General features: G+C 35.4%; 24 protein-coding genes. 21 read left to right on the top strand and 3 right to left on the bottom strand.

Features of this window, described 5'->3' with window-relative positions; translation table 11 throughout:
- The first annotated feature begins 205 nt into the window (after positions 1 to 205).
- Positions 206 to 580 (top strand): hypothetical protein, encoded by a 375-nt coding sequence (locus KO529_RS13865; RefSeq protein WP_215948461.1) that lies wholly within the window; start codon positions 206 to 208, stop codon positions 578 to 580.
- Between the two features lie 412 nt (positions 581 to 992).
- On the opposite strand, the gene KO529_RS13860 is transcribed toward KO529_RS13865, so the two are convergent.
- Positions 993 to 1,685 carry a LytR/AlgR family response regulator transcription factor gene (locus KO529_RS13860; RefSeq protein WP_215948460.1) on the bottom strand — a complete coding sequence of 231 codons (693 nt, stop codon included), beginning with the start codon at positions 1,683 to 1,685 and terminating at the stop codon, positions 993 to 995.
- A 239-nt stretch (positions 1,686 to 1,924) separates the two neighbouring features.
- Between KO529_RS13860 and KO529_RS13855 the strand changes: the two genes are divergently transcribed.
- From KO529_RS13855 to KO529_RS13845, 3 genes are all read left to right on the top strand, one after another.
- The gene (locus KO529_RS13855) at positions 1,925 to 2,497 is read left to right on the top strand and encodes a Crp/Fnr family transcriptional regulator (protein ID WP_215948459.1); all 573 of its coding nucleotides are present in this window, start codon (positions 1,925 to 1,927) and stop codon (positions 2,495 to 2,497) included.
- Positions 2,498 to 2,555: 58 nt separating this feature from the next.
- A complete protein-coding gene (locus tag KO529_RS13850; protein ID WP_215948458.1) occupies positions 2,556 to 3,818 on the top strand; it encodes an NAD(P)/FAD-dependent oxidoreductase in 1,263 nt (420 codons plus the stop codon).
- A gap of 71 nt (positions 3,819 to 3,889) precedes the next feature.
- Positions 3,890 to 4,585 carry a DJ-1/PfpI family protein gene (locus KO529_RS13845; RefSeq protein WP_252734398.1) on the top strand — a complete coding sequence of 232 codons (696 nt, stop codon included), beginning with the start codon at positions 3,890 to 3,892 and terminating at the stop codon, positions 4,583 to 4,585.
- Positions 4,586 to 4,635: 50 nt separating this feature from the next.
- Here KO529_RS13845 and KO529_RS13840 read toward each other — a convergent pair whose 3' ends face one another.
- Positions 4,636 to 5,028: a response regulator gene (locus KO529_RS13840; protein ID WP_215948456.1), complete on the bottom strand. Its 393-nt coding sequence runs from the start codon at positions 5,026 to 5,028 to the stop codon at positions 4,636 to 4,638.
- Positions 5,029 to 5,669: 641 nt separating this feature from the next.
- Between KO529_RS13840 and KO529_RS13835 the strand changes: the two genes are divergently transcribed.
- The 3 genes from KO529_RS13835 to KO529_RS13825 all read left to right on the top strand — a co-directional run bounded on the left by KO529_RS13835 (position 5,670) and on the right by KO529_RS13825 (position 8,502).
- Positions 5,670 to 6,872, top strand: a complete 1,203-nt coding sequence (locus KO529_RS13835; protein ID WP_215948455.1) for a sensor histidine kinase — start codon at positions 5,670 to 5,672, stop codon at positions 6,870 to 6,872.
- 666 nt (positions 6,873 to 7,538) lie between these two features.
- A complete protein-coding gene (locus tag KO529_RS13830) occupies positions 7,539 to 8,063 on the top strand; it encodes a YfiT family bacillithiol transferase (RefSeq protein ID WP_215948454.1) in 525 nt (174 codons plus the stop codon).
- Positions 8,056 to 8,502, top strand: coding sequence for a PaaI family thioesterase (locus KO529_RS13825; protein WP_215948453.1), 447 nt, complete (start codon positions 8,056 to 8,058; stop codon positions 8,500 to 8,502). The genes KO529_RS13830 and KO529_RS13825 overlap by 8 nt, the downstream gene beginning before the upstream one ends.
- Before the next feature lie 20 nt (positions 8,503 to 8,522).
- On the opposite strand, the gene KO529_RS13820 is transcribed toward KO529_RS13825, so the two are convergent.
- Positions 8,523 to 9,959 carry a PLP-dependent aminotransferase family protein gene (locus KO529_RS13820; RefSeq protein ID WP_215948452.1) on the bottom strand — a complete coding sequence of 479 codons (1,437 nt, stop codon included), beginning with the start codon at positions 9,957 to 9,959 and terminating at the stop codon, positions 8,523 to 8,525.
- Positions 9,960 to 10,136: 177 nt separating this feature from the next.
- Between KO529_RS13820 and KO529_RS13815 the strand changes: the two genes are divergently transcribed.
- The 14 genes from KO529_RS13815 (at position 10,137) to KO529_RS13750 (ending at position 23,365) form a co-directional block, all read left to right on the top strand.
- Positions 10,137 to 11,093: a ketopantoate reductase family protein gene (locus KO529_RS13815; RefSeq protein ID WP_215948451.1), complete on the top strand. Its 957-nt coding sequence runs from the start codon at positions 10,137 to 10,139 to the stop codon at positions 11,091 to 11,093.
- A gap of 2 nt (positions 11,094 to 11,095) precedes the next feature.
- The gene (locus KO529_RS13810; RefSeq protein WP_215948450.1) at positions 11,096 to 11,839 is read left to right on the top strand and encodes an SDR family oxidoreductase; all 744 of its coding nucleotides are present in this window, start codon (positions 11,096 to 11,098) and stop codon (positions 11,837 to 11,839) included.
- Positions 11,840 to 11,896: 57 nt separating this feature from the next.
- Positions 11,897 to 12,451, top strand: coding sequence for a DUF1572 family protein (locus KO529_RS13805; RefSeq protein ID WP_215948449.1), 555 nt, complete (start codon positions 11,897 to 11,899; stop codon positions 12,449 to 12,451).
- 17 nt (positions 12,452 to 12,468) lie between these two features.
- The gene (locus KO529_RS13800) at positions 12,469 to 12,798 is read left to right on the top strand and encodes a cupin domain-containing protein (protein WP_215948448.1); all 330 of its coding nucleotides are present in this window, start codon (positions 12,469 to 12,471) and stop codon (positions 12,796 to 12,798) included.
- A 307-nt stretch (positions 12,799 to 13,105) separates the two neighbouring features.
- Entirely contained in the window at positions 13,106 to 13,921 is an 816-nt protein-coding gene (locus tag KO529_RS13795) for an alpha/beta hydrolase (RefSeq protein ID WP_215948447.1), read from the top strand.
- A gap of 389 nt (positions 13,922 to 14,310) precedes the next feature.
- Positions 14,311 to 14,883 carry a Crp/Fnr family transcriptional regulator gene (locus KO529_RS13790; protein WP_215948446.1) on the top strand — a complete coding sequence of 191 codons (573 nt, stop codon included), beginning with the start codon at positions 14,311 to 14,313 and terminating at the stop codon, positions 14,881 to 14,883.
- Positions 14,884 to 14,958: 75 nt separating this feature from the next.
- Entirely contained in the window at positions 14,959 to 15,648 is a 690-nt protein-coding gene (locus KO529_RS13785) for a DUF4386 domain-containing protein (RefSeq protein WP_215948445.1), read from the top strand.
- Positions 15,649 to 15,737: 89 nt separating this feature from the next.
- Entirely contained in the window at positions 15,738 to 17,147 is a 1,410-nt protein-coding gene (locus KO529_RS13780; RefSeq protein WP_215948444.1) for a S41 family peptidase, read from the top strand.
- 183 nt (positions 17,148 to 17,330) lie between these two features.
- Complete coding sequence (locus KO529_RS13775; RefSeq protein ID WP_215948443.1) at positions 17,331 to 19,598, top strand: amidohydrolase family protein; 2,268 nt, start codon at positions 17,331 to 17,333, stop codon at positions 19,596 to 19,598.
- 292 nt (positions 19,599 to 19,890) lie between these two features.
- Complete coding sequence (locus KO529_RS13770; protein WP_215948442.1) at positions 19,891 to 20,628, top strand: helix-turn-helix transcriptional regulator; 738 nt, start codon at positions 19,891 to 19,893, stop codon at positions 20,626 to 20,628.
- A 72-nt stretch (positions 20,629 to 20,700) separates the two neighbouring features.
- Positions 20,701 to 21,234, top strand: a complete 534-nt coding sequence (locus KO529_RS13765) for a dihydrofolate reductase family protein (RefSeq protein WP_215948441.1) — start codon at positions 20,701 to 20,703, stop codon at positions 21,232 to 21,234.
- A gap of 10 nt (positions 21,235 to 21,244) precedes the next feature.
- On the top strand, positions 21,245 to 21,655 hold the full coding sequence (locus KO529_RS13760) for a RidA family protein (RefSeq protein ID WP_215948440.1): 411 nt from the start codon (positions 21,245 to 21,247) through the stop codon (positions 21,653 to 21,655).
- Between the two features lie 4 nt (positions 21,656 to 21,659).
- The gene (locus KO529_RS13755; RefSeq protein WP_215948439.1) at positions 21,660 to 22,067 is read left to right on the top strand and encodes an SRPBCC domain-containing protein; all 408 of its coding nucleotides are present in this window, start codon (positions 21,660 to 21,662) and stop codon (positions 22,065 to 22,067) included.
- A 197-nt stretch (positions 22,068 to 22,264) separates the two neighbouring features.
- Positions 22,265 to 23,365, top strand: coding sequence for a putative glycolipid-binding domain-containing protein (locus tag KO529_RS13750; protein WP_215948438.1), 1,101 nt, complete (start codon positions 22,265 to 22,267; stop codon positions 23,363 to 23,365).
- Positions 23,366 to 23,604: the final 239 nt, after the last annotated feature.

Below are 23,604 nucleotides of genomic sequence, written 5' to 3'. Positions count from 1 at the left end.
AATTTACATGTTAACTTTACCTGTCATAACATTACTTAGTAGGTTACATGCTTGATTCGTGCATTATCAAATTCCAAGTGGCCTTGATGCTAATTACTTTGTCTATATTATAAAAGTAGTTGTACCAATTAATGATATAATGTTGTTAAGGTGTATTTTGAAGCAACCATTTAAAATGAGTTGAATCTAATTGAAAAAGGGAAAAATGAAAGTAAATATCTTGGTATTATTTATTGGAATTTTAACAATAATCGGTTGTGATAACGATGATGTTCAAAGGGATATTGAAGGACAATACATCGGGACTTTTCAGAGAGGCGAGAATAGCTCAACTGTAGAATTGACGTTGAACAATTCCAATTTTGCCGGGGAAAGTGAAATCGTAAAATTCCCAGCAATTTGTAATGGTAATTACGCAATTTCAGATAGGACTATAAAGTTTGAAAACCAATGTCTTTGGACTGCCGAATTTGATTGGAGTTTGATATTGAGTGATACTTGGGATTTTAGTTTTACCAATGATACTCTAACATTAACCAATTCAATCGGAGATGTTTATACTCTAACGAAACAGAAATAATAATGCCCCACGACACAACCCATACACAAATCGGACTTCGTGCTTGGTCGAAAGGCCATTGTATTTTTATGTAGTCCGCAAAATCTATAGAATTTTGCTTAATAAAAGGAAAAGAAAACCAAAACCCGCCAGAGCGTAACCATTCGGTACGGGCGGGCTTAAAGAGTTTCACCCTTTTCTGTGATTTTATATCAGTTTGAAAAAAGAATTGGTTCGGTAATTTGATTTTTGGGAATTCGACCTTGCGACATAACACAAGGATATACTTAAAGTTTATCCCAACATCGCTAAACATTAGTCTCGGCTTATTGATAGAACCTCATGTAAATCCAACTATTATCAGTTTTCTGCGTCTTAGAACTTTTTAATCGGTAATGGACAAATCTTGGCAAATAAAGCATGTCTTGTCCATTTAATCATTGTAAAGTGCCTGTTCCAATTCATTTTTTTTGTTTCTACTTAATGGCACCTGGTTTCCAGCTACTTCAACTGTTTTACTATTGAACTTTTCAACTTTTTCAAGATTAACAATATAGGATTTGTGGATCCTTAGGAATTTTTCCTTGGGCAATTTTTGTTCAAAGGATTTCATAGTCGAAAGAATGACCACATTGCCTTCATTCGTCACCAACTTAACGTAATCGCCAAGAGCTTCGACCCACATTATGTCGTTAAGAACTACTTTACGCTGCCGTAGGTTGCTTTTTACAAAGATATACTCCTCTTCTTCATTCTGTTTATTAATCTGCTCATAATTGGCCATTGCCCTTTTTACAGATGTATTAAACCGGGCCAAAGAAATGGGCTTATAAAGATAATCGGTTACGTTATAATCGAATGCCTTCAGCGCATAATCGGGATTTCCAGTAATCAAAATTACTTGTGGTGGATCGTCCAGGGATTCCAAAAGGTCAAAACCATTGATGATAGGCATTTCCACATCCAGGAAAATAAGATCGATCTCCTTATTCTTAAGACCGTTATTGGCTTCAACGGCATTGCTGTATTCTGCCACCATTGTCAAGTTTGGATGATTGTCCACTAATCTGGCCATGGTAGTTCTCTGCATGAACGAATCGTCCACTATTATACATCTCAATGTCATAATTGGGGGGATAAATTGATTAATAAAAAGTTCAAGGTACCCAAATGACATACCTGACCACAATAAATGATGACAACCCTCTATATTATGTTGTGAAATGTTACTTATGGGTAGTTAATTATCCAGGGCTGCCTATTCAAATACTTGATTTAATTAAATCATTGAAAAAACTAATAAATTGAATGGTCTGGGGTAATCGATGAATTGTGCTAAATTTGATATTAGATGAACCTATTAAAATGCAAAAACTGTTCGAACATATTAACAAATACACTTCAATTGACAATAATGAGTTTCAGGAGATTGCCAAGTACTTTGATTTGAAAACTGTCAAAAAAAAAGAACTGCTTTACGAACCCGGAAACAAATCCCTGGACCACTATTTTGTTTTAAGCGGGTGTCTACAATTGTATATTATTGATGAAGGGGGAACCGAGCATACTTTACAATTTGCCATAAAGAATTGGTGGATTACGGATTATTTGGCCTATCACAACAATATGCGTTCGGAGTGTTATATCCAAGGAGTTAAAGCTTCGACCATACTTCACTTAACACATAATAATGAAAGAGAATTACTTAGACGGTTTCCAAAAATGGAAATTTATTTCAGAAAGATATATCAAACAGCATATGGTGCCTCACTTAATCGGATAAAGTATCTTTTTATTTATTCAAAGGAAGAAATCTATTTTAGATTTAAAGAGTCCTTTCCTGATTTTGTAAACAATGTACCTCAATATCTAGTGGCAAGCTTTTTAGGCTTATCGCCGGAATATGTAAGCAAATTAAATAAAAAAGATATTTCTTGAACCAGTTCAAGAATATTTATGGCTGAATCCAGGACCTTTGTACCTTAAATGGAATACTATGAAAAAGTCGATAATAGTAGTAGGGGGAGGTTTTGCTGGCTTGGAATTGATAAAAAGGATCGGAAATTCACCAAAGTACCAAACCATATTGGTAGATGCCAATAATTATAATTTCTTTCCGCCTTTGATCTATCAGGTCTCTACAGGGTTTATGGAACCATCGGCCATTAGTTACCCCTTTAGAAAAATATTGAGGAACTTTAAGAATGTTCGCTTTAGGCTTGGAAGTTTATTGGAAGTGGTTCCCAATGAAAACAAAGTAATGTTGAGCAATGGAGAGTTGCACTATGATATATTGGTTATGGCCACAGGTACTGAAAGTAATTACTTCGGTAATAAGAATATTGAAAAGTATAGTTTACCGATGAAAACCATAAGTGATGCGTTAACTCTTAGAAACACCATTCTTACTAGGCTGGACAGGGCAACAAGACACGATGACAAAGAAGAACGAAAAAAATTATTGACATTTGTTATCGCTGGAGCCGGACCTACAGGAGTTGAACTTTCAGGCATTTTAGCAGAGATGAAGACCTCTATTTTGAAGAAAGATTATCCTGAATTGAGTGAAAGTGATTTAGGAAAAATATACTTAATCGATGGTCAAAGTGCAGTTTTGAATACCATGTCAAAAAACTCGCAAAGCTATACCTACTCAAAGCTAAATGAATTGGGTGTAGAAATAAAGCTGAACTGTTTAGTAAATGATTTTAAGGAAGACATTGTTTTACTGTCCGACGGTACTACAATAGAATCCAAAAATTTAATCTGGGCGGCCGGGGTAACTGCCAAGGCTTTCAATGGTTTTTCCATGGACAGTTTTGGAAAGGGAAAAAGGTTAAAAACCAACTCTTTTAACTTGATCAACGGATACGATAATATTTATGCATTGGGCGATTGTGCGTTGGTCCAAGGAGATATTGGCTATCCTGAAGGCCATCCCCAATTGGCCCAACCCGCAATTCAACAGGCCAAAAATTTGGCCCTTAATTTAGAGAGGGACCAAAGCCCATGGACACCTTTCAATTACAAGGACAAAGGGTCATTGGCAATTATTGGAAGAAATAAGGCAGTTTTTGATTTGCCAAAGGAAAGGTTTTTTATAAAAGGATTTATAGCCTGGTTAATTTGGATTTTCGTGCATATTATGGGGTTGGTTAATTTTAAAAATAGGTTTCGCACATTGATTAACTGGATCGGGTACTACCTGTATAAGGATCAGTATTTTAGAATGATCATAAAACCAAATGATAAAAAATAATACGTTAAGGACTTATGGAAAAGTATAATCTAATATTAGTTGCATTGTTGTTTTTTTTCGGAAGCTGCAAAATGGACCAATCAAAAAATAGTGCCAAAAATGGACATTTACCAGACCAGAGCATTACCTCGGACACTTTGACGAAACACTTAAAGCCTTTCAAAAAGGAATTGCCTACGATAGGACTTCTAATGTTCAATGGCGTCCTGCAGAGTGAAGTCATTGCCACTTCAGATGTTTTTGCCAAACCAAATATAGAAGGAAATCAGCTTTTTAATGTAATAACCATTGCTGAAAATGCCGACCCAATAACATCAGAGGAAGGTATACGGTTCTTACCTGATTATACCTTTGAAAACTGCCCACAACTTACGGCCTTGTTTGTTCCAAGTGCCTATGACATGTACGCTCAAGTTCATAATGAGAAAATTGTAAGTTTTATAAAGGAAAAAAATAGGGAAACGCTATATACCGTAAGCAATTGTGCTGGCGCACAATTGATCGGCAAATCGGGTATTGCAGATGGACATAAAATTGTTACCTGGATCGGAGGGGGCACACAATTGCAGAAGGATTACCCAAATCTAAAGGTTCAGAACGACAGTTTGGTGACCTTTGTAGAGGACGGGAAATTCAGCTCTTCGAACGGTAATTTGGCAAGCTACATTTCGGCCTTAAATCTATTGGAGAAAATGTCCGGTCCAGAGCATAGAAAGTTTGTTGAAGGTTATCTATATCTTGATCGACTTCAAAATTGGAAAGATTAGGAATCACTTTTGTCTCAATGGACAACAGCATAACCTAATACGTGATCATGCTACCGCGACATAAATATTTGGTCTACGGCAAAGTTATCCAACGGTTTTTCAAAATAGCCCTTGACCAAAGAATGATCTTTAGCGCGCTTACGGTCCATGGAATTGGAAAATGCGGAAACGATATAAATTTCGAACGGGTTAATATTTCCCCGAATTTTTTCCAGTTCCTGTAGAAAGTGCCACCCTGTAAGTACTGGCAGGCCTAAGTCCAGTAAAACCTTTTCAGGAAACTCCAATTTACCATCCATACATTCCTTTAGGGCGGCTAAAGCCTCCTGAACAGAATAAAAAGTACTAACCCTATTGTTGGGGTAAGATTGCCCTATCTTATACTTAATGGCAAATTGTGATACCATATCATCATCAATTATCCACAAGGTTTCTTCTCTCATATTAATCTAAAATAACTTAATATATGTCATCAACAATTAACATCCGGATGTAAGATCAGTTTTTCCAAAATAATCTCTGATTTCCTTTAATAATCCAAAATAATCCCAGAAATAATGGCTACTTATTTATTTGTTTCAAAATAAGGACTACCTAGCCTCAACCCAATAGAAATTCGCTGAACTGTTTGAGTATCTGGTTTATTGGTTCATGACACGTACATTATTAAAATGGCACAATCCTAAAACTTATAAAATGTGAAGTCATCCCAAAAAATTAGTGGGGATTTGGGTGCTATGAATGGAAAGTCCATGATATTGGAAAGAAAAAAATGTGGTCTGGAAAAAGAATTAGAATAGAAGTAATTTGACCAAGTTTAATGCCATTATATATTCGCTTTCATTGTTGTGGATCCATTATTACTATCAATACTGCAGAACCTTTCCCTAAAATGCCCATTACAAGTTTCCATTTATTTAAAATTAACTATTTTAGGTACTCTTAGTGATTAAAACCAAGGATTATAATAATTGGGACTTTGAACTAGTAAAACTGTTAGTTGCAACAGGAATTAATATTTAGTCTTAAGATGTTACTATAATGAATTGATTTCTGGCCCCAGAAACATGTAAAAATCATAAAAATGGACTTTAATAAGGAAATGAATGAAAAGGATAATTCAGACAATACAAATCCATTTGAAGAATTTCTACAAGTTAAAATAACCAATGACATTTACAAACAAGTTTTCAAGTATTCCATTTTTCCAAAAATCATCCATAATATGGACATGCGTATCATTGAGGCGAATGACAGTGCCATCAAAGAATTTGGTTACCCCAAAAGTGAACTACTCAGGAAGAAACTAATAGACTTACATTACAAAGTTGATCAAGAGTCATCAACTCGGATTGGAGAAAACAAGGAACAAAAGAAAAACTTGACTGTTGAAAAAAAGTTTAGGCGTAAGGACGGTTCCGTTTTTGTTGCTGATGTCACTCCCTGTATGTATATAATTGAGGATATCCCTGTAATACACGTCCACATTCAAAACATCACCGAACGTAAGCAGGGGGAAGACAAGATGAAGAAGTTGAATAACGCCTTGGAAGCAGAGATAAGTAAAGCGGAATTGAACGCCGAACAAATTGAAACAAAAAATAGAGAATTGGAAGAGTTTGCCTTTGTGGCCGCTCACGATTTGAAAGCACCTGTCACCAATCTCAACGTGTTAATTGAAATGATAAATACACATAGTATTTATGGTGATAAGGATATTGAATTATTCTATAAATTGAAAAATAACATTGAACAGGTTTATAAAAAGGTGTTCGCCCTGAACGATGTCATCAACTTTAAAACAACGCTAAATGAAAAGAAAGAACACTTGGAATTTAAAAAGATATTTAAGGAAGTAAAACAGAGTATTCCTGACCGTCTTAAATCTACAAACGCCAACATCGACGTAGACTTTTCCGAATGCTCTGAAATTGAATATCCACCCTTACATTTAAAAAGTATCCTACAAAATCTGCTAAGCAATTCGATGAAATTCAAAAGCCCGGATCGGTTACTAAAAATCGAAGTAAAAACCAGAAAACGCAACGAAAGTGTTTATCTCCTCATAAAAGATAACGGACTTGGTTTTGACGCTGAAAAACATGGTGAAAAAGTGTTCGGCCTATTTAAACGCTTGCATACCCATGAAGAAGGAGTAGGGGTTGGCCTGTGCATTGTTAAATCCATTGTTGAGACACATGGTGGAAAGATCGAAGTCAAAAGCAGGCCTAATGAAGGGGCATTGTTCACCATACATCTAAACAATGAAAAAATGTATAAAATATAATTGATTGAGTTTGATAAGAGATCAAAAATAAATCTGGGTTAATTTTAATATATGCCGCTTTAAAATTTGTAGTCCAAGTGCCAAAGGAAATAGAGGATTTCAATTGTAATGAAAATAATTGCCCTGATTACATTATCCACGGTTTCCATTCAAATATTTAGCACGGTTGGGCATTTCTGCATAAAATCAAACAATTTTCCACAACAAGGAAGGGATCGATTACAAATTTTACTTCTTCCACAAACCTGACAATACTAAAAGAGCCTGAATTACTATTGCATAATCTCCTATTTGGAAGAACTTTTAAAACTGGTCAATGGCCAATACATATTGGAAATGGTAGGCCTATACGCGGATTTTAAACAGTAGTGGTCTTAAGAGCTATTTCCAAATCATTCCATTGCGATTTGCTAACTATGGGTATTTACTTAAAACTTATGTTTACATCTCAACAAAGATCAACTGTAACCATAGAAATTCAAAAAAATGCATCTGTTATTAAATAATATATTTTATGAATTTTAAATCATGAATACATGTTATGGTCTATCAAAAAGTCATTACTTAAAGTTGGTATTGAGCCATTAAATAGCTCCCCATAGTTTTAGCAGACAAAAAACTACTAACCAAGCAATTATAAATTAACTAATACTATTTCAATATATTATGGACAATAAAAAATATCCGATCGGTCAATTTAAATATCCCAAAGATTTAACGCATGATTTACTGTCAGATTGGATTACTACTATTGCTACATTCCCAAAGAATCTAAACATGGAGGTCCAAAATCTGACCGACAAACAGTTGGACTCGAGTTATAGAAAAAATGGATGGACGCTACGCCAAATTGTACATCATTGCGCTGATAGCCATATGAATGCCTTTTGCAGGATGAAACTGGCACTAACTGAGAATGAACCTACGATAAAACCCTATTTCGAAGACCGGTGGGCACAGCTGAAAGATTATGAGCTACCTTTAGATGCCTCCTTGGCCATTTTGGAGGGCTTACATACACGTTGGGAAATTCTATTGAAAAGTATTAGTAATAGTGACTTAAGTAGAAAATTCGTTCATCCGGAAGGAAATAGAAGGATTAGTATTGTGGAAGCTATTGGTATGTATGCTTGGCACTGCGAACACCATTTAGCCCATATTATGCTCAGTAAAAAGATCGGCTATGAATGAAAAAAACTACAAAGATTATCTTATTAGAAGCTTTGGGAAATCCGAAATACTGAAACTAATGAAGGCCGAAATTGTCACTATCGATAGTGGCCGTTTTGAAATGAAAATCCCAAAAGAAAAATTTATGTTGCGTCCGGCTGGAATGTATAATGGAAGTACCATAGCATCCTTGGCCGATTTATCTTCAGGTTATGCCGTTGCGACGACCAAAGCCATAGGTAGTTATTTTGCAACTGTTGAATTAAAGGTAAACTATCTCTCTCCTGCTATTGGGGATGAGTTAAAAGCAAAAGCAAAAGTTATTAAAAGTGGAAAAATTCTATCAGTTGTTAGCTCTGACATATTTAGTGTTATGAAAGATAGGGAGAAACATATCGCCACTGCTCTGGTAACAATAATGCAGATAAAGAATTTAGACAACAACGAACAGGTGGATTGATTTTAGCCTAATGTACTACGCTAGCTATTTTTTAGCAAATGGCCCAGCTGTATTAGTCTTTGTTCCAATTCTTTATTCCATACTAAACCATAATTCAACCGAAGACAATTGTTATACTGATTTTGTAAGGAAAATATTCTACCAGGTGCATAGTAAATTTGCTCTTGATTGGCTTTTTCATAAATGCTCAGGGTGTTTATTCCTTTTGGTAGTTCAACCCATAGCACAAAACCGCCTTGAGGTCGGCTAGCCATGGTATCTTCGGGAAAATGGTCCGAAATAGTTCTTGAAAATTGAAGCATATTACCATGAAGGGTATGCCTTAATTTTCGTAGGTGATTTTCATACCGTCCAGTTTCTAAAAAGTTCGCTATCACTTCCTGGGTTATAGAAGTTGTTGCAATGGTTAAAAATAACTTCATCCTTAGTACCGTTTCCTTAAATCTTCCTGGAACAACCCAACCTACCCTGTAACCGGGAGCCAGGGTCTTGGATACAGAACCGCACCATAAAACGATACCACTTCGATCATAAGTTTTACATGATTTGGGGCGTCGTTGTCCGAAATAAACGTCACCGTTCAGATCGTTCTCTATAAGTGGTATATTAAATTTTTCAGAAAGTTCTACAGCTGCTTTTTTATTCTCATCGGGCATGCAGCATCCGAGTGGGTTACTAAAATTGCTAATCAACAAACTAGCTTTAACTTCACCGCTCTTTAAAGCATCTTCAAAAGCATTCAGATCTACTCCGGTTTCCGGATGTGTCGGTAGTTCAAGCACTTTTACGCCTAATGCCTGTGCGAGTTGAAGCATCCCAAATGAAACGGGACTTTCCATAGCCACTGTATCGCCTTTTTCTGTAACTGCCATCATACAATAAGAAAGAGCATTTAAACAGCCGCTGGTAGTAATTATGTCTTTATAACTAAAGTTACATTCCATAGCAAATGACCACCTAGCTATTTGCCGGCGTAACCTTTCATTTCCTTCTACTTTATCAGAATTCACGCCACTACCGGTAAGATCACGCGTGGCCTGCACCAAACCTTTGTTCAGTTTTGCTATAGGTAATAATTCATTTGCCGGTGTTCCCAAGGAAAGCGCCATATGGCCATCTTGACCAAGATTGCTATAGACCTCACGAACAAGAAGTTCACTTTCGGAATAATTCGAAGCGTTGGAAGGACTGGTCTTCATGGGCATTGAAGGTAATCGTGTTCTGGAATATCTTACATAATATCCAGATTGAGGTCTAGCCTCGATAAGCATTTTACTTTCCAAATGATAATAAGCACTCAATGCTGTATTTTGACTAACACCATACTCCCTACAAATGGTACGCAGTGAGGGTAATTTATCTCCTGTTCTCAATGCATTATCCAAGATCTGTTGTTCAATAGTTCTGGATATTCTCAGGTAAACAAATTCTTTAGTCGTTATAATGTCCTTTTTCATTTCTTAACTGCTATATACAAAATTAATAAAACTGCATCTGCTATCATACTATTTTTTTATTCAGATTTGTACTAGAATAAAACATTAGTAATACGTATTTACAAATATCATTCTATCCGAAGAAATTATTGAATTAAGAAAAGAAATCAATATCGTACTAACATTAGAATAAACAGAATGTTATCGACTCAAACTAATATATATATAATTGGTTCCGGGGCCATAGGTCAAGCGCTGGCAGTGTTTCTTAAACTCGCTGGAAAAAGTGTTTCGCTTATCCGGGGAAGCGTGAATGATGGTTCTAGGAAAACCGAACGCCTTCGCGTAGAGATGGAGGACGGAACCGTCCAGGAGGCCCAACTGGAAATAGGGACATTAGTTAATTTCCCCTCCTTAAATGGAGTAATTGTTCTAACCAATAAATCTTATGGAAATGATAAGTTAGCGGCCGCCCTCAGGCATAAGACGGGCAGTTCGCCCATTGTACTTCTTCAAAACGGCATAGGTGTTGAACAGGCCTTTTTAAATCATCAATATCCAGAAATTTACCGTTGCGTTCTATTTGTGACCAGCCAGAGGATGAATTCCCATTCGATTAGGTTTAGGCCAATTTCATCAAGCCCAATCGGAATAGAACAAGGAAACATTGATAGACTTGATTACATAGTTTCCTTGCTAAGTACTCAGGATTTCCATTTCAACAGTGAAATCAATATTCAAAAGATCATTTGGAAAAAGACAATACTGAACAGCGTATTTAACTCGGTTTGCCCCTTGCTTGAAATAGATAACGGAATATTTCACAGAGATAAGGCGGCATTTGAAATTGCCCAAAGCGTAATCTACGAATGTAGCACTATAGCAGGGGCCATTGGGGTACCCCTAGATGTCGAAGAACTAAAATCAAGTCTATTACAGATCAGCAGATTATCCGATGGACAGGAGATATCCACCTTACAAGATATTAAGAACTGTAGAAAAACTGAAATTGAAACATTAAATCCGCAAATAGTGAAAGTTGCAGAGAGTATTAACAAAAGAGACCTCATAAGGGTGACTAGGCTCCTTGGTGATCTAATAAAACTAAAGGCACATTATAGGATGTTAAACACTAAAACAAACAAAAACATTTAATTATGAAAACAATGATCATTACCGGCTCAAGCAGGGGAATAGGTGCTGCAACAGCACTTCTCGCCGCTAAGAACGATTTTTCCGTGGTAGTCAATTATCTCAAACATAAAATAGATGCAGAAAAAGTGGTTAGGGACATTGTTGATGCTGGTGGTAAAGCTGTGGCGATTCAGGCTGATATTTCCAAAGAGGGAGACGTTCTTAGGCTCTTCTCCGAAACTGATCGACTCTTTGGAAATCTGCATTCGCTAATAAACAATGCAGGAATATTGGAAAGGCAAATGAGACTTGAAAACATAGGGATTTCCAGGTTAAACAGGATATTTTCAGCCAATATTACTGGTCAGTTCCTTTGCGCAAGGGAGGCTGTCAAGAGAATGTCCACAAGACATGGTGGAAAAGGAGGAACGATAGTCAATGTATCATCCCTTGCTGCAAAAACTGGAGCCCCCGGTGAATATATAGACTATGCGGTATCCAAAGGTGCATTGGATACATTAACCATAGGCTTATCAAAGGAAGTCGCGGATGAGGGGATTAGGGTCAATGGCGTTCGTCCAGCATTTATTTACACAGATATTCATGCTGACGGCGGTGAATATGATCGTGTGAACAGAATAAAGGAAAGTATTCCAATGAAGAGAGGAGGAACGGCTCATGAGGTTGCAGAGGCAATAATCTGGCTAGCCTCGGAAAAATCATCTTTCTCAACTGGAACTTTTATAGATATCACTGGAGGAAGTTAACTCCCTAATGGTAATACTCAATCTAAAATCGAGCATTAATAGTTAAATGGAATAATTATGAAAACAAGTTATTTACCTAGTGTAATCAAGCAGTTTGAATATTACAAAATGCTTGGGGAAAAAGCTATGGCACAATTGCCTGAAAACGGATTATTTTGGCAATTTAATCAGGAAAGCAATAGTGTTGCGATTATTGTTAACCATATTGCAGGTAATATGCTCTCCCGTTTTACAGACTTTTTGACCGAGGATGGTGAGAAAGTCTGGAGAAACAGAGATGCTGAATTTGAAAATACTTTTTCAGATAGAAGTGAGCTTATGACCTATTGGAATAAGGGGTGGTATTGCTTATTTAATACTCTTGGTCAACTAAAGGAAGAACAACTGGAGTATATTGTGTATATCCGTAACGATGGACATACAGTTACAGAAGCAATCAATCGCCAATTGGCACACTATTCTTATCATATCGGGCAGATCATATTTCTTAGTAAAATGATCACGTGTGAAAAATGGGAAAGTCTTTCAATTCCACCTAACCGGTCCAAAGAATATAATTCTAGAAAATTTACTCAGGCGAAATCAAGACGACATTTCACAGATGACCTTTAAATACATATCCTGAAAAGATGGCTATTAACAAAATATCAGAACTTCTGGCACTTACGGAACTAGAAGAGTCGGGAAAGGAGTTCATAACTCTTTTTCAGAAGGGGCAGCTTACAGTGGAAATTTATAAACCCCATATGTTCGATAAGCAAACTCCACATGATCGCGACGAGTTTTATCTTATTATTTCAGGAGAAGGTAAATTTCAATTGACAGAACAGACCACTACTTTTAAATCTGGGGATTTTCTCTATGTCCCGGCCTTTTCGGAACATAGGTTCATTGAATTTACTAAAGATTTTGTTACCTGGGTTTTCTTTATAGATAAAGAGAATAGTATGTCAGAATAAAATGGATCCAATTTCTAAAAAGTAAAGTATCGAAGAGTAAAAAACGGATATTATCAAGTTCTCTAACCATTAGATCACAATGGCACTTGGACCCAAATTCAATTAAATTTTTGCTTGAAAACAGATACCTATGCCTACCATAAAGTCATAAAAGTGGGACCTATCCCGTAAAGCAGTACTAAACTGGTAACGTGCTATCTTCAATCAAGCTATTTCAGAGGCCTAAAAGGTTTCGTATCAAAGAAACTAAACTGGACTCTTTAGCAGATTTAAAAATAAGGTATAACAATAACAAAAATAAAGAATCGTGAAAATCAAAATTTCAACCCTCGGAATCATATTATGCCACTTTATAGTGAATTCACAATCCATTGCCAGATTGGATGATATTAGATTAGGTGCATCAATCGAATTGTTTTCACATGTTTTGGAAGAAAACAGGACCATTAATATATACCTGCCAGAAAGCTATGACAATAGTACTGGCAATAAATATCCGGTAATTTATATCCTAGATGGCGGTATAAATGATATCTATATACCGACTGTGGGGCTGATTAGATTTCTTTCTTCTAAAAAAGGCCAGCAAATTTCAGAATCCATAGTTGTTGGAATTGAAAATGTGGATAGAAGAAGGGATTTTACAAAACCTTCCAAAATTGAGAGCGATTTGATAAATTTTCCGAGTTCAGGGGAATCTGAAAAATTTTTATCATTTCTTTCCTTGGAGTTAATGCCGCTAATTGAGAAGGAGTATCGCACAGATAATATAAAAACTATTATAGGCCATTCACTAGGTGGTTTATTGGCTTCGGAAATACTACTTACCAAATCAGAGCTGTTTGACAATTATTTAATAATAAACCCGAGTTTATGGTGGAACGACAATAAAATATTGTTTTACAATACAGCAAACATTTCCTTTAATAAAAAAATATATGTAGGTGTGTGGGAACGGGAAAATGACAAAAAAATTACCGACCAATTTGTAAAAAAAATAAAGAAACAGGCCTTGGCTTCACCAGATAAAAAAATTAGGGTTCAATATGACATAATAGCCCAAAATGAACACAGCAATGTTGTTTATCCTGCCTTATATAACGGATTAAGAAAACTAAAATAATCGATACGGCAAAGAGAGGTTTTCAGTATGCCTCCCATAGTTTTTATGAATGTAGAAGTTTTCAAAATAAAGGATAGTCTCCATGAAATGCATTAGGGTTATATCTCCTAAATTGCTAAGTTCCCAGAAAAAAAGAAAAAACTAGGAAGCCACATAAATGGATAATAAATTGAGCGCCCATTAAAGAGATGGTGGCTGGACAATCAAGTGAGAAGTATACCTCCTAGCAAAAGGCAATAAATCAATTAATCAACGACTAAGCCTACAAAATAAATTTATTACATTAGACCTATACTTGTAAAGGGGCCAAGAATTATTCCCATGAATATTCCACATTCGAACTCATGAAAATTCTTTGAAGGGTGGGCTAAACAATAAAGTATTGAATTTTGAAAAGTAAAATATTAAAATATCTCTCAAAATACACCGAGATTACAGAGCAGTTAGAGAATGCAATAAACGAAAGTGCATATTTCAAAAGCTATAAAAAAGGGGATATCCTACTTAAGGAAGGAGATTTTTCAAATGAATGTTATTTCATATTGGAAGGTTGTATTAGAAGCTATTTTATTAAAGATGGAGAAGAAAAAACTATAGAGTTTTATACTGAGAAAGAAGTTGTTACACCTTCCAATATAGGCAAATCAACGCCTTCCCAATATTTCTTGGAATGTTTGGAAGATACAGTTGTAAATGTAGGCAATCCTGCCTTGGAAAATGAAATGTATCACAAGTATCCACAATTGGAATCCCTATCCAGGGTGATCGCTGAAGTAATATTAACAAAACAACAAGAATCATACACCGCATTTAAATCTTCTACACCGGAGGAGCGCTATTTACAATTGCTAAAAACAAGGCCCAATTTGCTCCAAAGAGCCTCTCAACATCAAATCGCTAGCTACTTAGGTATAAGACCGGAGTCATTGAGCCGAATTAGAAAAAGATTAATTAACAAATAATTGACTTCTTAACTTAAGTCAACGAGTTAAAATCAACGTCATCATATTTTTGTGCAAATTTTAATAAATAAAAATATGACGAACGTATTCAGAAAAAAATCAATATTCGTTGGTGTATTATTAATTTCAAGCATAGCTGTAGGTATTCTAAGTATAGACCCGGTCATTGATGGGATGGACAACCTTGTGAATATTTCCCACCATTCAAAACCGATACTTATTAGAGCATTCATGCAGTTTATCTTGGCTCTTATTTATGCGAGCATACCTATTATACTTTATTCATTATTTAGGACATTTAATACTGGACTGACAATTGGATTTCTAGTTTTTAGAATTATAACTGTGGTTTTCATTTTAATCGGCTGGATGAGCATACTGCTGCTATTGACCTTGAGTCAGGAATTCATACAAGCTGGAAGTCCTGACTTGCGTTATTTTCATACGTTGGATAATTTGATTCGATCAGGCAGAGATTTAATAAACCATGTAGCAATGCCTTTAATCCTGAGTGTAGGTAACTTAATGTTCTATTATATTTTGTATCAATCCAAGCTTGTCCCTAGATGGCTTTCAATTTGGGGGATTTTCGCCACTATTTTGAGCAGTGTTTTGGCCAGCATACTGCTTATGTTTGGTGTTATAAACATTATTACACCTACCTATATTACATTAACCTTCCCTACGGCTTTGTTGGAATTGATTTTAGCAACTTGGTTGATAGTTAAGGGATTTGATACTAATATTGTAAATTCTATTTCTTAAAAAAGGTGAAAACCAATTATAACATAATCATATTACTCCTGTTTTCTTTTTGCATTTTTGGACAAAACGAATTATCACAAAAACAAGTTTTGGAAGACTATACCATTTTCAAAGAAATTATAACAACGGGCCATCCAAGTTTATATGAGTACACTTCAAAGGCGCAGTGGGATAGTATTTTTTACGATTTTGAACAAACACGGATAAAAGATCTAACAGAGTCTAAAGAGCTTTTTAAATCCATAAATTCAATAGCAAAAAATGCATATGATGGACATTTAGTCATTTATCACCCTAAAATGGATACAGTACCTGAATTATTTCCATTACTTTTAAAAATAATCGATGGAAAACTTTATACGGATACCGATGATTTTGGTATTCCTCTAGGAGCAGAAATAACTTCTATAGAAGGTTTAAAAAGTAATAGAATTATTCAAGAATTTTTGAAATACGCAGCATCCGATGGGTACAATCTAAATAAAAAGTATAGACAGATAGAGAAGGAATTTGGTATACTCTACTATTATGAATATGGAGAAAAGGAAAGCTTTACCGTCAAGTATTCTATCAACAACAGCGAATTAAGAACAATCGAAATTGTCCCAGAATCATTTGAAAGTTTAGAAAATAGATACCCTAAGAGAAGCTCACATTTTGCAATGTATCACGGAAATACCAATTGCGTAGAACATTTTAAAAATACATTAGCTGAAAAGTGGCCCTTCGTATATTACATGGACTCCATTAAATCCGGTGTACTAACTGTCAATTCTTTCGGTTTAGACCCGAAAGAGTTCAAATCAAGGTTGGTTGATCTCTTTAAAGATATAAAGAAGAAAAGGGTGTCCAATCTTATTTTGGACATCAGGCAAAACATTGGAGGATACAGAATAAACGCAATTAATTTATTCTCTTTTTTAACAGAGAAACCTTTTAAGCAAAGAATATCTGAAAGTACGGTCACAGATACTCTTCCCAAAAAAAGGTATGTGATTCACAGTATGGCCGATTACAACGAGTTTTTTAAAAGATATTTTGCTTCTGCTGAAAAGAAAGTTGGACGTTGGATATTAACAAAAGACCATGCCCAGGAAGAAATGATTCCTTACAAAAAACCATTTAAGGGCAAGGTGTATGTATTAATAGGAGGAAATACTTTTTCTGCCGCTTCGGCTTTTGCGTTGAATGCAAAAAACTGTCAGGAAATTACACTTGTTGGCAATGAAACAGGAGGAGGGTATTATTTTCATACGGCACAATATTCTGCACTTTATAAATTACCCAATTCAAAAATTATGGTTCGCGTGCCATTTGTAAAAATAGATAAATATGTTCTTGACAAAACCGTCCCTAAGGGTAGTGGAGTACTGCCCGACATAGAAGTTGAACTAACTGTGGAGGACTTAATCGACGGAATTGATAGCCAATTGGATTATATCGTAAAACATTTAATAGAAAAACAAAAAAAGCATGGTAACACTGTACATAATGACTAGGGTTTTCATTTGTCCATTTAAGTTCAAGGCTATTTACAAACACTGTCAAATGCCAGATTTGGCACTTCGCACAAAAGCAAAAGAACAGAATGTATAAAAATCTGTTTTCAGGTACGGCAGTCATCAAAGTTTTTCATTACCATCAATTTATCAATTAAAGATGATACTAATTATATTGGTCCAATGAACAGAATAACCATAATCGTAATTTTAACATTCACCTTTCTAATTTCACTCCTAGGATGTGGACAGAAACAGGCAACGGATATACAATCCACAAGAATTGACATATCGGATTATTTCCAAAGTTTTATTTCCTTCGACTCTCCGAATATTGCCTTATCCAATGCTAAAATAATTGATGGAACAGGGAATCCATCCAAAACTTCACAGACTGTTCTGATAGAAAATGGAATAATAGTGGGGATTGGAGATGCCAATGACATTCAAATAGCAGATGATTTTTTTGAACTAAATTTATCTGGCAGGACTATTATCCCAGGCATAATCGGTATGCACAACCATATGAGAATACCTGAATCCGCAATGCTATCTACATCACCCAAACTATATTTAGCAAGTGGTGTGACTACAATCCAAACTTGTGGGACAGGAAATCCCTTTGAAGAGTTAGCTATCGCAAAATCGATAGATAGGGGAGAGCAGCCTGGTCCTGAAATCATTAATTCCGGGCCATATTTCACAGGTCCAGAGGGTAAATCGAATTTCATAAGATTTACCAATGAAAAAATGGTCAGGGATACCATTCGATATTGGGCAAGCAAAGGAGTACAATGGCTGAAGGTTTATAGAAATACCAGGCCACAGGACTTAAAAGTAATAGTTGATGAAGCACATAGGAATAATCTAAAAGTAACAGGTCACCTTTGTGCCACAACTTTTACCGAAGCTGCAGAAATAGGGATCGATGCCATAGAACATGGATTTATACACAGTTACGACCATGGAACAGAAAGGGAAGCTGGAGTTTGCTCTAAAAATAACGACTTTAGAACAAATCTGGACATTGACAGTGATACGGTCAAAGATGTGCAGCAAAACCTTATAAACAATGGGGTGGCACTAGGTTCAACACTTGCCATTTTTGAAGCACAAGCTAATGTAATGGCAGATGCCAGAGACCTTGAAGTAATGGCTCCCATTCATAAAGAAGCGTATCACCAGCGTAAATTACGTAAGAAAGAACAGGGTAACGACTGGTATTTTAAACCAGAATGGTTGGTAAAATCAATGGCATACGAACTTCAATTTTTCAGGCAAGGTGGATTGCTGGTAGCAGGTCTTGATCCTGGCCTCCACAATATGCCCGGATTTGGAGATCAAAAAAATTACGAACTATTTATTGAGGCTGGATTCAAGCCAGAGGAAGCCTTACAGGTAATGACCTCTAATGGAGCTAAGCTACTGTCAAGAACTGACATAGGGACAATTGAGAAAGGAAAGTTGGCCAATATTGTAGTTCTCAATGGAGATCTGGAAAGAAACCCTAAATTTATTCGAGAAGTGGAAATTGTATTTAAAAATGGTATTGGCTTCGATCCAAATAAACTGATTGAATCTGCAAAAGGAAATGTTGGTTCGGAAACAGACAATACTATGGTATATTTTGGCCAAAAAACTCCTTCGAATGAACCAGAACTATTCGCGCCGAATATAATTTCAAAACCTAATAGACATGAGTTCGGCTGTACAATATCGGGTGATGGGAATGAATTCTATTTTGGAGTAGATAATAATGGCGTTACGGAAATTCATTACACGAACTTATTAGAAGGTGTCTGGTCTCCACCCAGTAAACTTTTCGATTCGGCTTCCGTAAGCTACAATGATCCAATGTTATCTTCGGATGAGAAAAGATTGTATTTCATATCCAATCGTTCACTAAATGAAGATATTACTAAAGATGATATGGATATTTGGTATGTAGAAAGGGTAGATAAACAATCAAACTGGTCAGAGCCAATCAATTTAGGGTTACCGATCAACAGCCCTTTAAATGAGTACTATGCTTCTTTTACAAATGATGGTACACTTTATTACGCATCTCAGGATAAAACTTTAAATGCCCCAAACTATGCTTATGATATAAACCGTTCCAAATATGTTAACGGAAAATTCGTCAAACCTGAATTACTATCCGAATCAATAAATACCAATAGATACGAAGCGGATGTATTTATTGCACCTGATGAGTCGTATATGATATTTTGTTCCATTCGTAAAATTGGGAAAGGTCAAGGTGATTTATATATTAGTTTCAAAGATAAAGACGGGAAATGGGGCGATGCGGTTAATATGGGAAGCACAATTAATACTGAAAAGCACGAACTTTGTCCTTTTGTAACTAAGGACGGAAAGTATCTCTTTTATACCAGTAATAATGATATTTATTGGGTAAGTACGGAAATTTTAGATAATTATAGGGAATAATTTGGGATGGAAAGAAATTCAGTTCATAATGGCCCAAAGGGAAAAATGAATTAACCTATGGTTACCTGTTTAGATGGCTGCATAGCCAAGTCATATGATGCCCGTAGAATGAAAAAGTTAGTTGATAAAGAAGGAGAAGATTACGGTTGTCCAGTAATCTTCGCAACCATTTGTACTATTGTTTTTGATCTAAAGATCTATGATTACTTGTAAAAGGAGAATTGAAATTTTACCTTAATGGCCAAGATGCCCAAATCGGGATAATATTTACATCGGTTGCATAAAAGCATTTATGAAGTATAAAGAAGTAAATCCTGGAAAACACCTTCAAAACAAAGTTCACAACTTCTGGGAGCTAAAAGGTGAAGTCAAAAGCTATGGTTGGGAGCGCATTTTTCCTGATGGTTGCCCAGGTTTAATCATAAACCTTGGAGACAGGTGCCTAACTGATAATGGGGCTACACGCATGGAGCACGGTAAAACCTATGCAGTAGGTGCAATGACTTCTTTTAAAGAAACCTTTATAGACGAAAACACACACTTGATAGGTGTCTGTTTTAAACCCTCCGCCTTCGCATCCTTTTTCACTTATGCTTCTCTGAGTGAAATAAAAAATCAAACTGTTCAATTCGACCAAAATCTATCTTTTGACCGAGACTATTTTTTCAATGGTAACTACACTGACTATTTAAACCAGTTCTTCAATGACAAGGTATGTAGAAAGTCTATAAGGTTACGCACGATAGTAGATGCAGTACAGACTTCTAAAGGTCTATTAACAATTGATGAGTTGTCTAAACAAAACGGTATTTCAACAAGGCAACTAGAAAGACTATTCAAAGATTTTATAGGGTTAACACCAAAAGAATATTCCAACATCATTCGGATTCAACAAGCATTAGCCTTAATATCATCAAACAACAACCATAAGGCGTTATTAGATATTGCATTTGAATGTGGGTATTATGATCATTCCCACCTAACCAATGCTATAAAACGTTACACAGGTTATTTACCCTCCGAACTTTAAATTGTCGCATTTTTCCAAAGAAAAACACTAGTCAACTTTCTATTTTTGTAGAAAATTAAAATTTCACACTAAATGAGAAAAATAAAATTATTTATAGCAACCAGTTTAGACGGATTTATAGCGCAACCAAATGATGACCTTAGTTTTTTAAAGTTAGTTGAAAAAGAAGGAGAAGATTATGGGTATGCTTCATTTACGTCAACCATAGATACGATTATTATTGGCCGTAAAACCTATGATTATGTTGTAAAAGAGATTGGTGCTTCTCACTACGATAATGGAGAAAGAGATGTGTATGTCATGACAAGAACGGAACGTCCAGACAACGGCAGAATTAAATTTTACACAGGTAACATAAAAGACTTGGTAACACAACTTAAAAGCGAAGCGGGTAAAGACATTTATTGTGATGGTGGTGCTGAAGTTGTTAACGAACTACTTAAAAATGACCTTATTGATGAACTTACTATTTCTATTGTACCTATTCTTCTTGGCAATGGCACAAGATTATTTAAAGAAGGTAGACCAGAGCAACTATTGGAATTTATAAGTGCCAAAACATTTGATACAGGATTGGTACAGTTGTATTACAAGCGAATAAAATAAACAACGAACAATGATGAATAGAATGGAACATATAAATCCGGAAGGGCTAATAAAAAATTCTGCGTTTTCTCAAATCATAACAACTAAAGGAAACGGAAAGACAATTTATATAGGTGGACAAAATGCAGTAAATGGAAACGGAGAAATTGTAGGGAAAAATGATATTTTAAAGCAAACTGAGCAAGTAATGAAAAACCTTGAAATTGCTCTTAAATCTTGTGGAGTAAATTTTGAGAGTTTAGTGAAATTAAACATTCACATTGTTCAAGGGCAGAATGCTTATGGTGCATTTCAAGTTTCACAGAAATTTTTAGGACAAAACCCAAACCCACCGATTATTACAGTTTTGTATGTTGCAGGACTAATAAATCCCGAATTTTTACTTGAAATTGATGCTATCGCATTTAAACCTGAAAAATAAGAAAATGGAAAATCAACTCGGAAAAACCAAAGATGTAGGATTTCAATTTGGAATAAGAAAAACCTTTTCTGTTTCGAGTGAGAAGGTTTGGGACTTTTTATTTTCCGAGAATGGACTAAATATTTGGTTGGGTAAATTGAAAAATGAACTTGAAATAAAAAAGGAATACGAAACTGAAAATGGCATAACAGGCCTTGTCCGTGTTTTTAAATCAAATTCACACATTCGCTTGAATTGGAAACCTGTCCATTGGGAAAACGTGTCAACCGTTCAAATTCGAGTTATTGGAAATCAGACAAAGGCAACCATAGCCATCCATCAAGAGAAATTATTGAATACCGAACAGCGAAATGAAATGAAAGCACATTGGAACGAGATAATGAAGAAAATTGGCGCTAAAATATTGATATAATGTATTTTACAAATTATTTATGGCTCAATTCTGAATTTCTTTGATGACCGGCTGATAAGAATTTGAAAAAAGTAAAAGCTGTACGTTCAAAAAGATAAAACGAATAAAGCCAAAACTGAAAACAACGAACTCTCAACCAATAACTATCCTAAAATAGAAAGATTCTAATATTAATTTTGATATTACATTTTTCAAATATGCAAGCACAAGACAAAATAATAGTGTGGAAAAGCACTTATGTAAACACAACCGAATTTACCACCATAAATTTTAAAGACACGATTGAAGTTAAGGGACACATCACAGGTCAAGGATTGGGGAAATTATTGAATGTTAATTATCTGCTTGAAATCAATGAAAAATGGGAAATTCAGTCAGTAAACATCAATTTTCAATCCGACAGTACGTTTAACATCTCACTCACAAAAAACAAAGACAATCATTGGGTCAATGAAAAAGGCAAAATCCTCGAACAATTAGATAACTGTATAGACATAGATATTGCCTTGACCCCTTTTACCAACACATTACCAATCAATAGGCTGGGTCTAGCAGTTGGAGAATCCAAAGAAATAAAAGTCGTTTACTTTGAATTACCTAACAAAAATTTTTCGCCTGCCAAACAGCGATATACCAATTTAGGTAATGGCGTTTACAAGTATGAAAATCTTGCTTCCGGATTTACTGCAAACTTAAAAGTTGACAGTCAAGGATTTGTTTTAGATTACCCAGGTATTTGGCATAGAGTGTTTTCAGAGCATGAAGCTACTGCAAGACAGAAGGAAGGATTTGCTTCTTCACTGATTTCAGATAACGCAAGTGACGAAATTGCTGGAAATAATATTTACGATTGGCTTATAGGAAGTTGGAATGTAGAAGCTGTTGATTATTTAGAAAACAATGAAATATTAAAATCACAAGGTGAATGGCATTTTGCCTATGTTCTTGAAGGGCGGGCTGTGCAAGATGTTTGGATTGCCCCAAAGCGTTCATTAAGAACGCCAAAACTAAAACAGCCAAGAATTCGTTATGGTTCGAGCATACGTTATTTTGATGCAGAATCAAAAAAATGGTGTGTTTATTGGTTCAATCCCGTGAGTAGTACAGTAAGTAAACTTTATGGTTGGAAAGACAAAGGTAATATTGTACAGGAAGGAACCGATGAGGATGGAAATATAATGTGGTGGACATTTCAGAACATAACCAACAAGTCATTTCATTGGAAAGGAGAAATTAGTACCGATAACGGAGAGACTTTTACTTTACAAGCAGAGTTCTTTGGAACACGAAAATATTAAACACCAAAACGAAAGTATTTTCTACAACAATAGAGATACTTCAAACCATTGGACAACCTGACCCCGACAACCGTATATTTTGGATTGGATCAAAGGAAATTCAAAAATATCAACTGATAAAGTAAAAATGTTGCTCAAAAGAATGAAAGAGCACCAAATTCAAGAGTTATAACTATTAACATATAAAACAATGAAGAATCCATTGCTCATTTTTATGACCATATATTGTGCTGTCCTCT

The sequence above is a fragment of the Arenibacter algicola genome (assembly GCF_018860365.1).
Lineage (GTDB): Bacteria > Bacteroidota > Bacteroidia > Flavobacteriales > Flavobacteriaceae > Arenibacter > Arenibacter algicola_B.
The sequence above is the reverse complement of the archived record's forward strand: the minus strand, read 5'-3'. Positions and strand labels throughout refer to the sequence as shown.

Coding starts and splice junctions, on each gene's coding strand:
- KO529_RS13860 (WP_215948460.1), bottom strand. CDS start 1,685: ATGACATTGAGATGTATAATAGTGGACGATTCGTTCATGCAGAGAACT.
- KO529_RS13850 (WP_215948458.1), top strand. CDS start 2,556: ATGAAAAAGTCGATAATAGTAGTAGGGGGAGGTTTTGCTGGCTTGGAA.
- KO529_RS13830 (WP_215948454.1), top strand. CDS start 7,539: ATGGACAATAAAAAATATCCGATCGGTCAATTTAAATATCCCAAAGAT.
- KO529_RS13865 (WP_215948461.1), top strand. CDS start 206: ATGAAAGTAAATATCTTGGTATTATTTATTGGAATTTTAACAATAATC.
- KO529_RS13805 (WP_215948449.1), top strand. CDS start 11,897: ATGAAAACAAGTTATTTACCTAGTGTAATCAAGCAGTTTGAATATTAC.
- KO529_RS13770 (WP_215948442.1), top strand. CDS start 19,891: ATGAAGTATAAAGAAGTAAATCCTGGAAAACACCTTCAAAACAAAGTT.
- KO529_RS13815 (WP_215948451.1), top strand. CDS start 10,137: ATGTTATCGACTCAAACTAATATATATATAATTGGTTCCGGGGCCATA.
- KO529_RS13765 (WP_215948441.1), top strand. CDS start 20,701: ATGAGAAAAATAAAATTATTTATAGCAACCAGTTTAGACGGATTTATA.
- KO529_RS13785 (WP_215948445.1), top strand. CDS start 14,959: ATGACGAACGTATTCAGAAAAAAATCAATATTCGTTGGTGTATTATTA.
- KO529_RS13855 (WP_215948459.1), top strand. CDS start 1,925: ATGCAAAAACTGTTCGAACATATTAACAAATACACTTCAATTGACAAT.
- KO529_RS13835 (WP_215948455.1), top strand. CDS start 5,670: ATGGACTTTAATAAGGAAATGAATGAAAAGGATAATTCAGACAATACA.
- KO529_RS13755 (WP_215948439.1), top strand. CDS start 21,660: ATGGAAAATCAACTCGGAAAAACCAAAGATGTAGGATTTCAATTTGGA.
- KO529_RS13800 (WP_215948448.1), top strand. CDS start 12,469: ATGGCTATTAACAAAATATCAGAACTTCTGGCACTTACGGAACTAGAA.
- KO529_RS13810 (WP_215948450.1), top strand. CDS start 11,096: ATGAAAACAATGATCATTACCGGCTCAAGCAGGGGAATAGGTGCTGCA.
- KO529_RS13820 (WP_215948452.1), bottom strand. CDS start 9,959: ATGAAAAAGGACATTATAACGACTAAAGAATTTGTTTACCTGAGAATA.
- KO529_RS13775 (WP_215948443.1), top strand. CDS start 17,331: ATGAACAGAATAACCATAATCGTAATTTTAACATTCACCTTTCTAATT.
- KO529_RS13760 (WP_215948440.1), top strand. CDS start 21,245: ATGATGAATAGAATGGAACATATAAATCCGGAAGGGCTAATAAAAAAT.
- KO529_RS13825 (WP_215948453.1), top strand. CDS start 8,056: ATGAATGAAAAAAACTACAAAGATTATCTTATTAGAAGCTTTGGGAAA.
- KO529_RS13845 (WP_252734398.1), top strand. CDS start 3,890: ATGGACCAATCAAAAAATAGTGCCAAAAATGGACATTTACCAGACCAG.
- KO529_RS13840 (WP_215948456.1), bottom strand. CDS start 5,028: ATGAGAGAAGAAACCTTGTGGATAATTGATGATGATATGGTATCACAA.
- KO529_RS13750 (WP_215948438.1), top strand. CDS start 22,265: ATGCAAGCACAAGACAAAATAATAGTGTGGAAAAGCACTTATGTAAAC.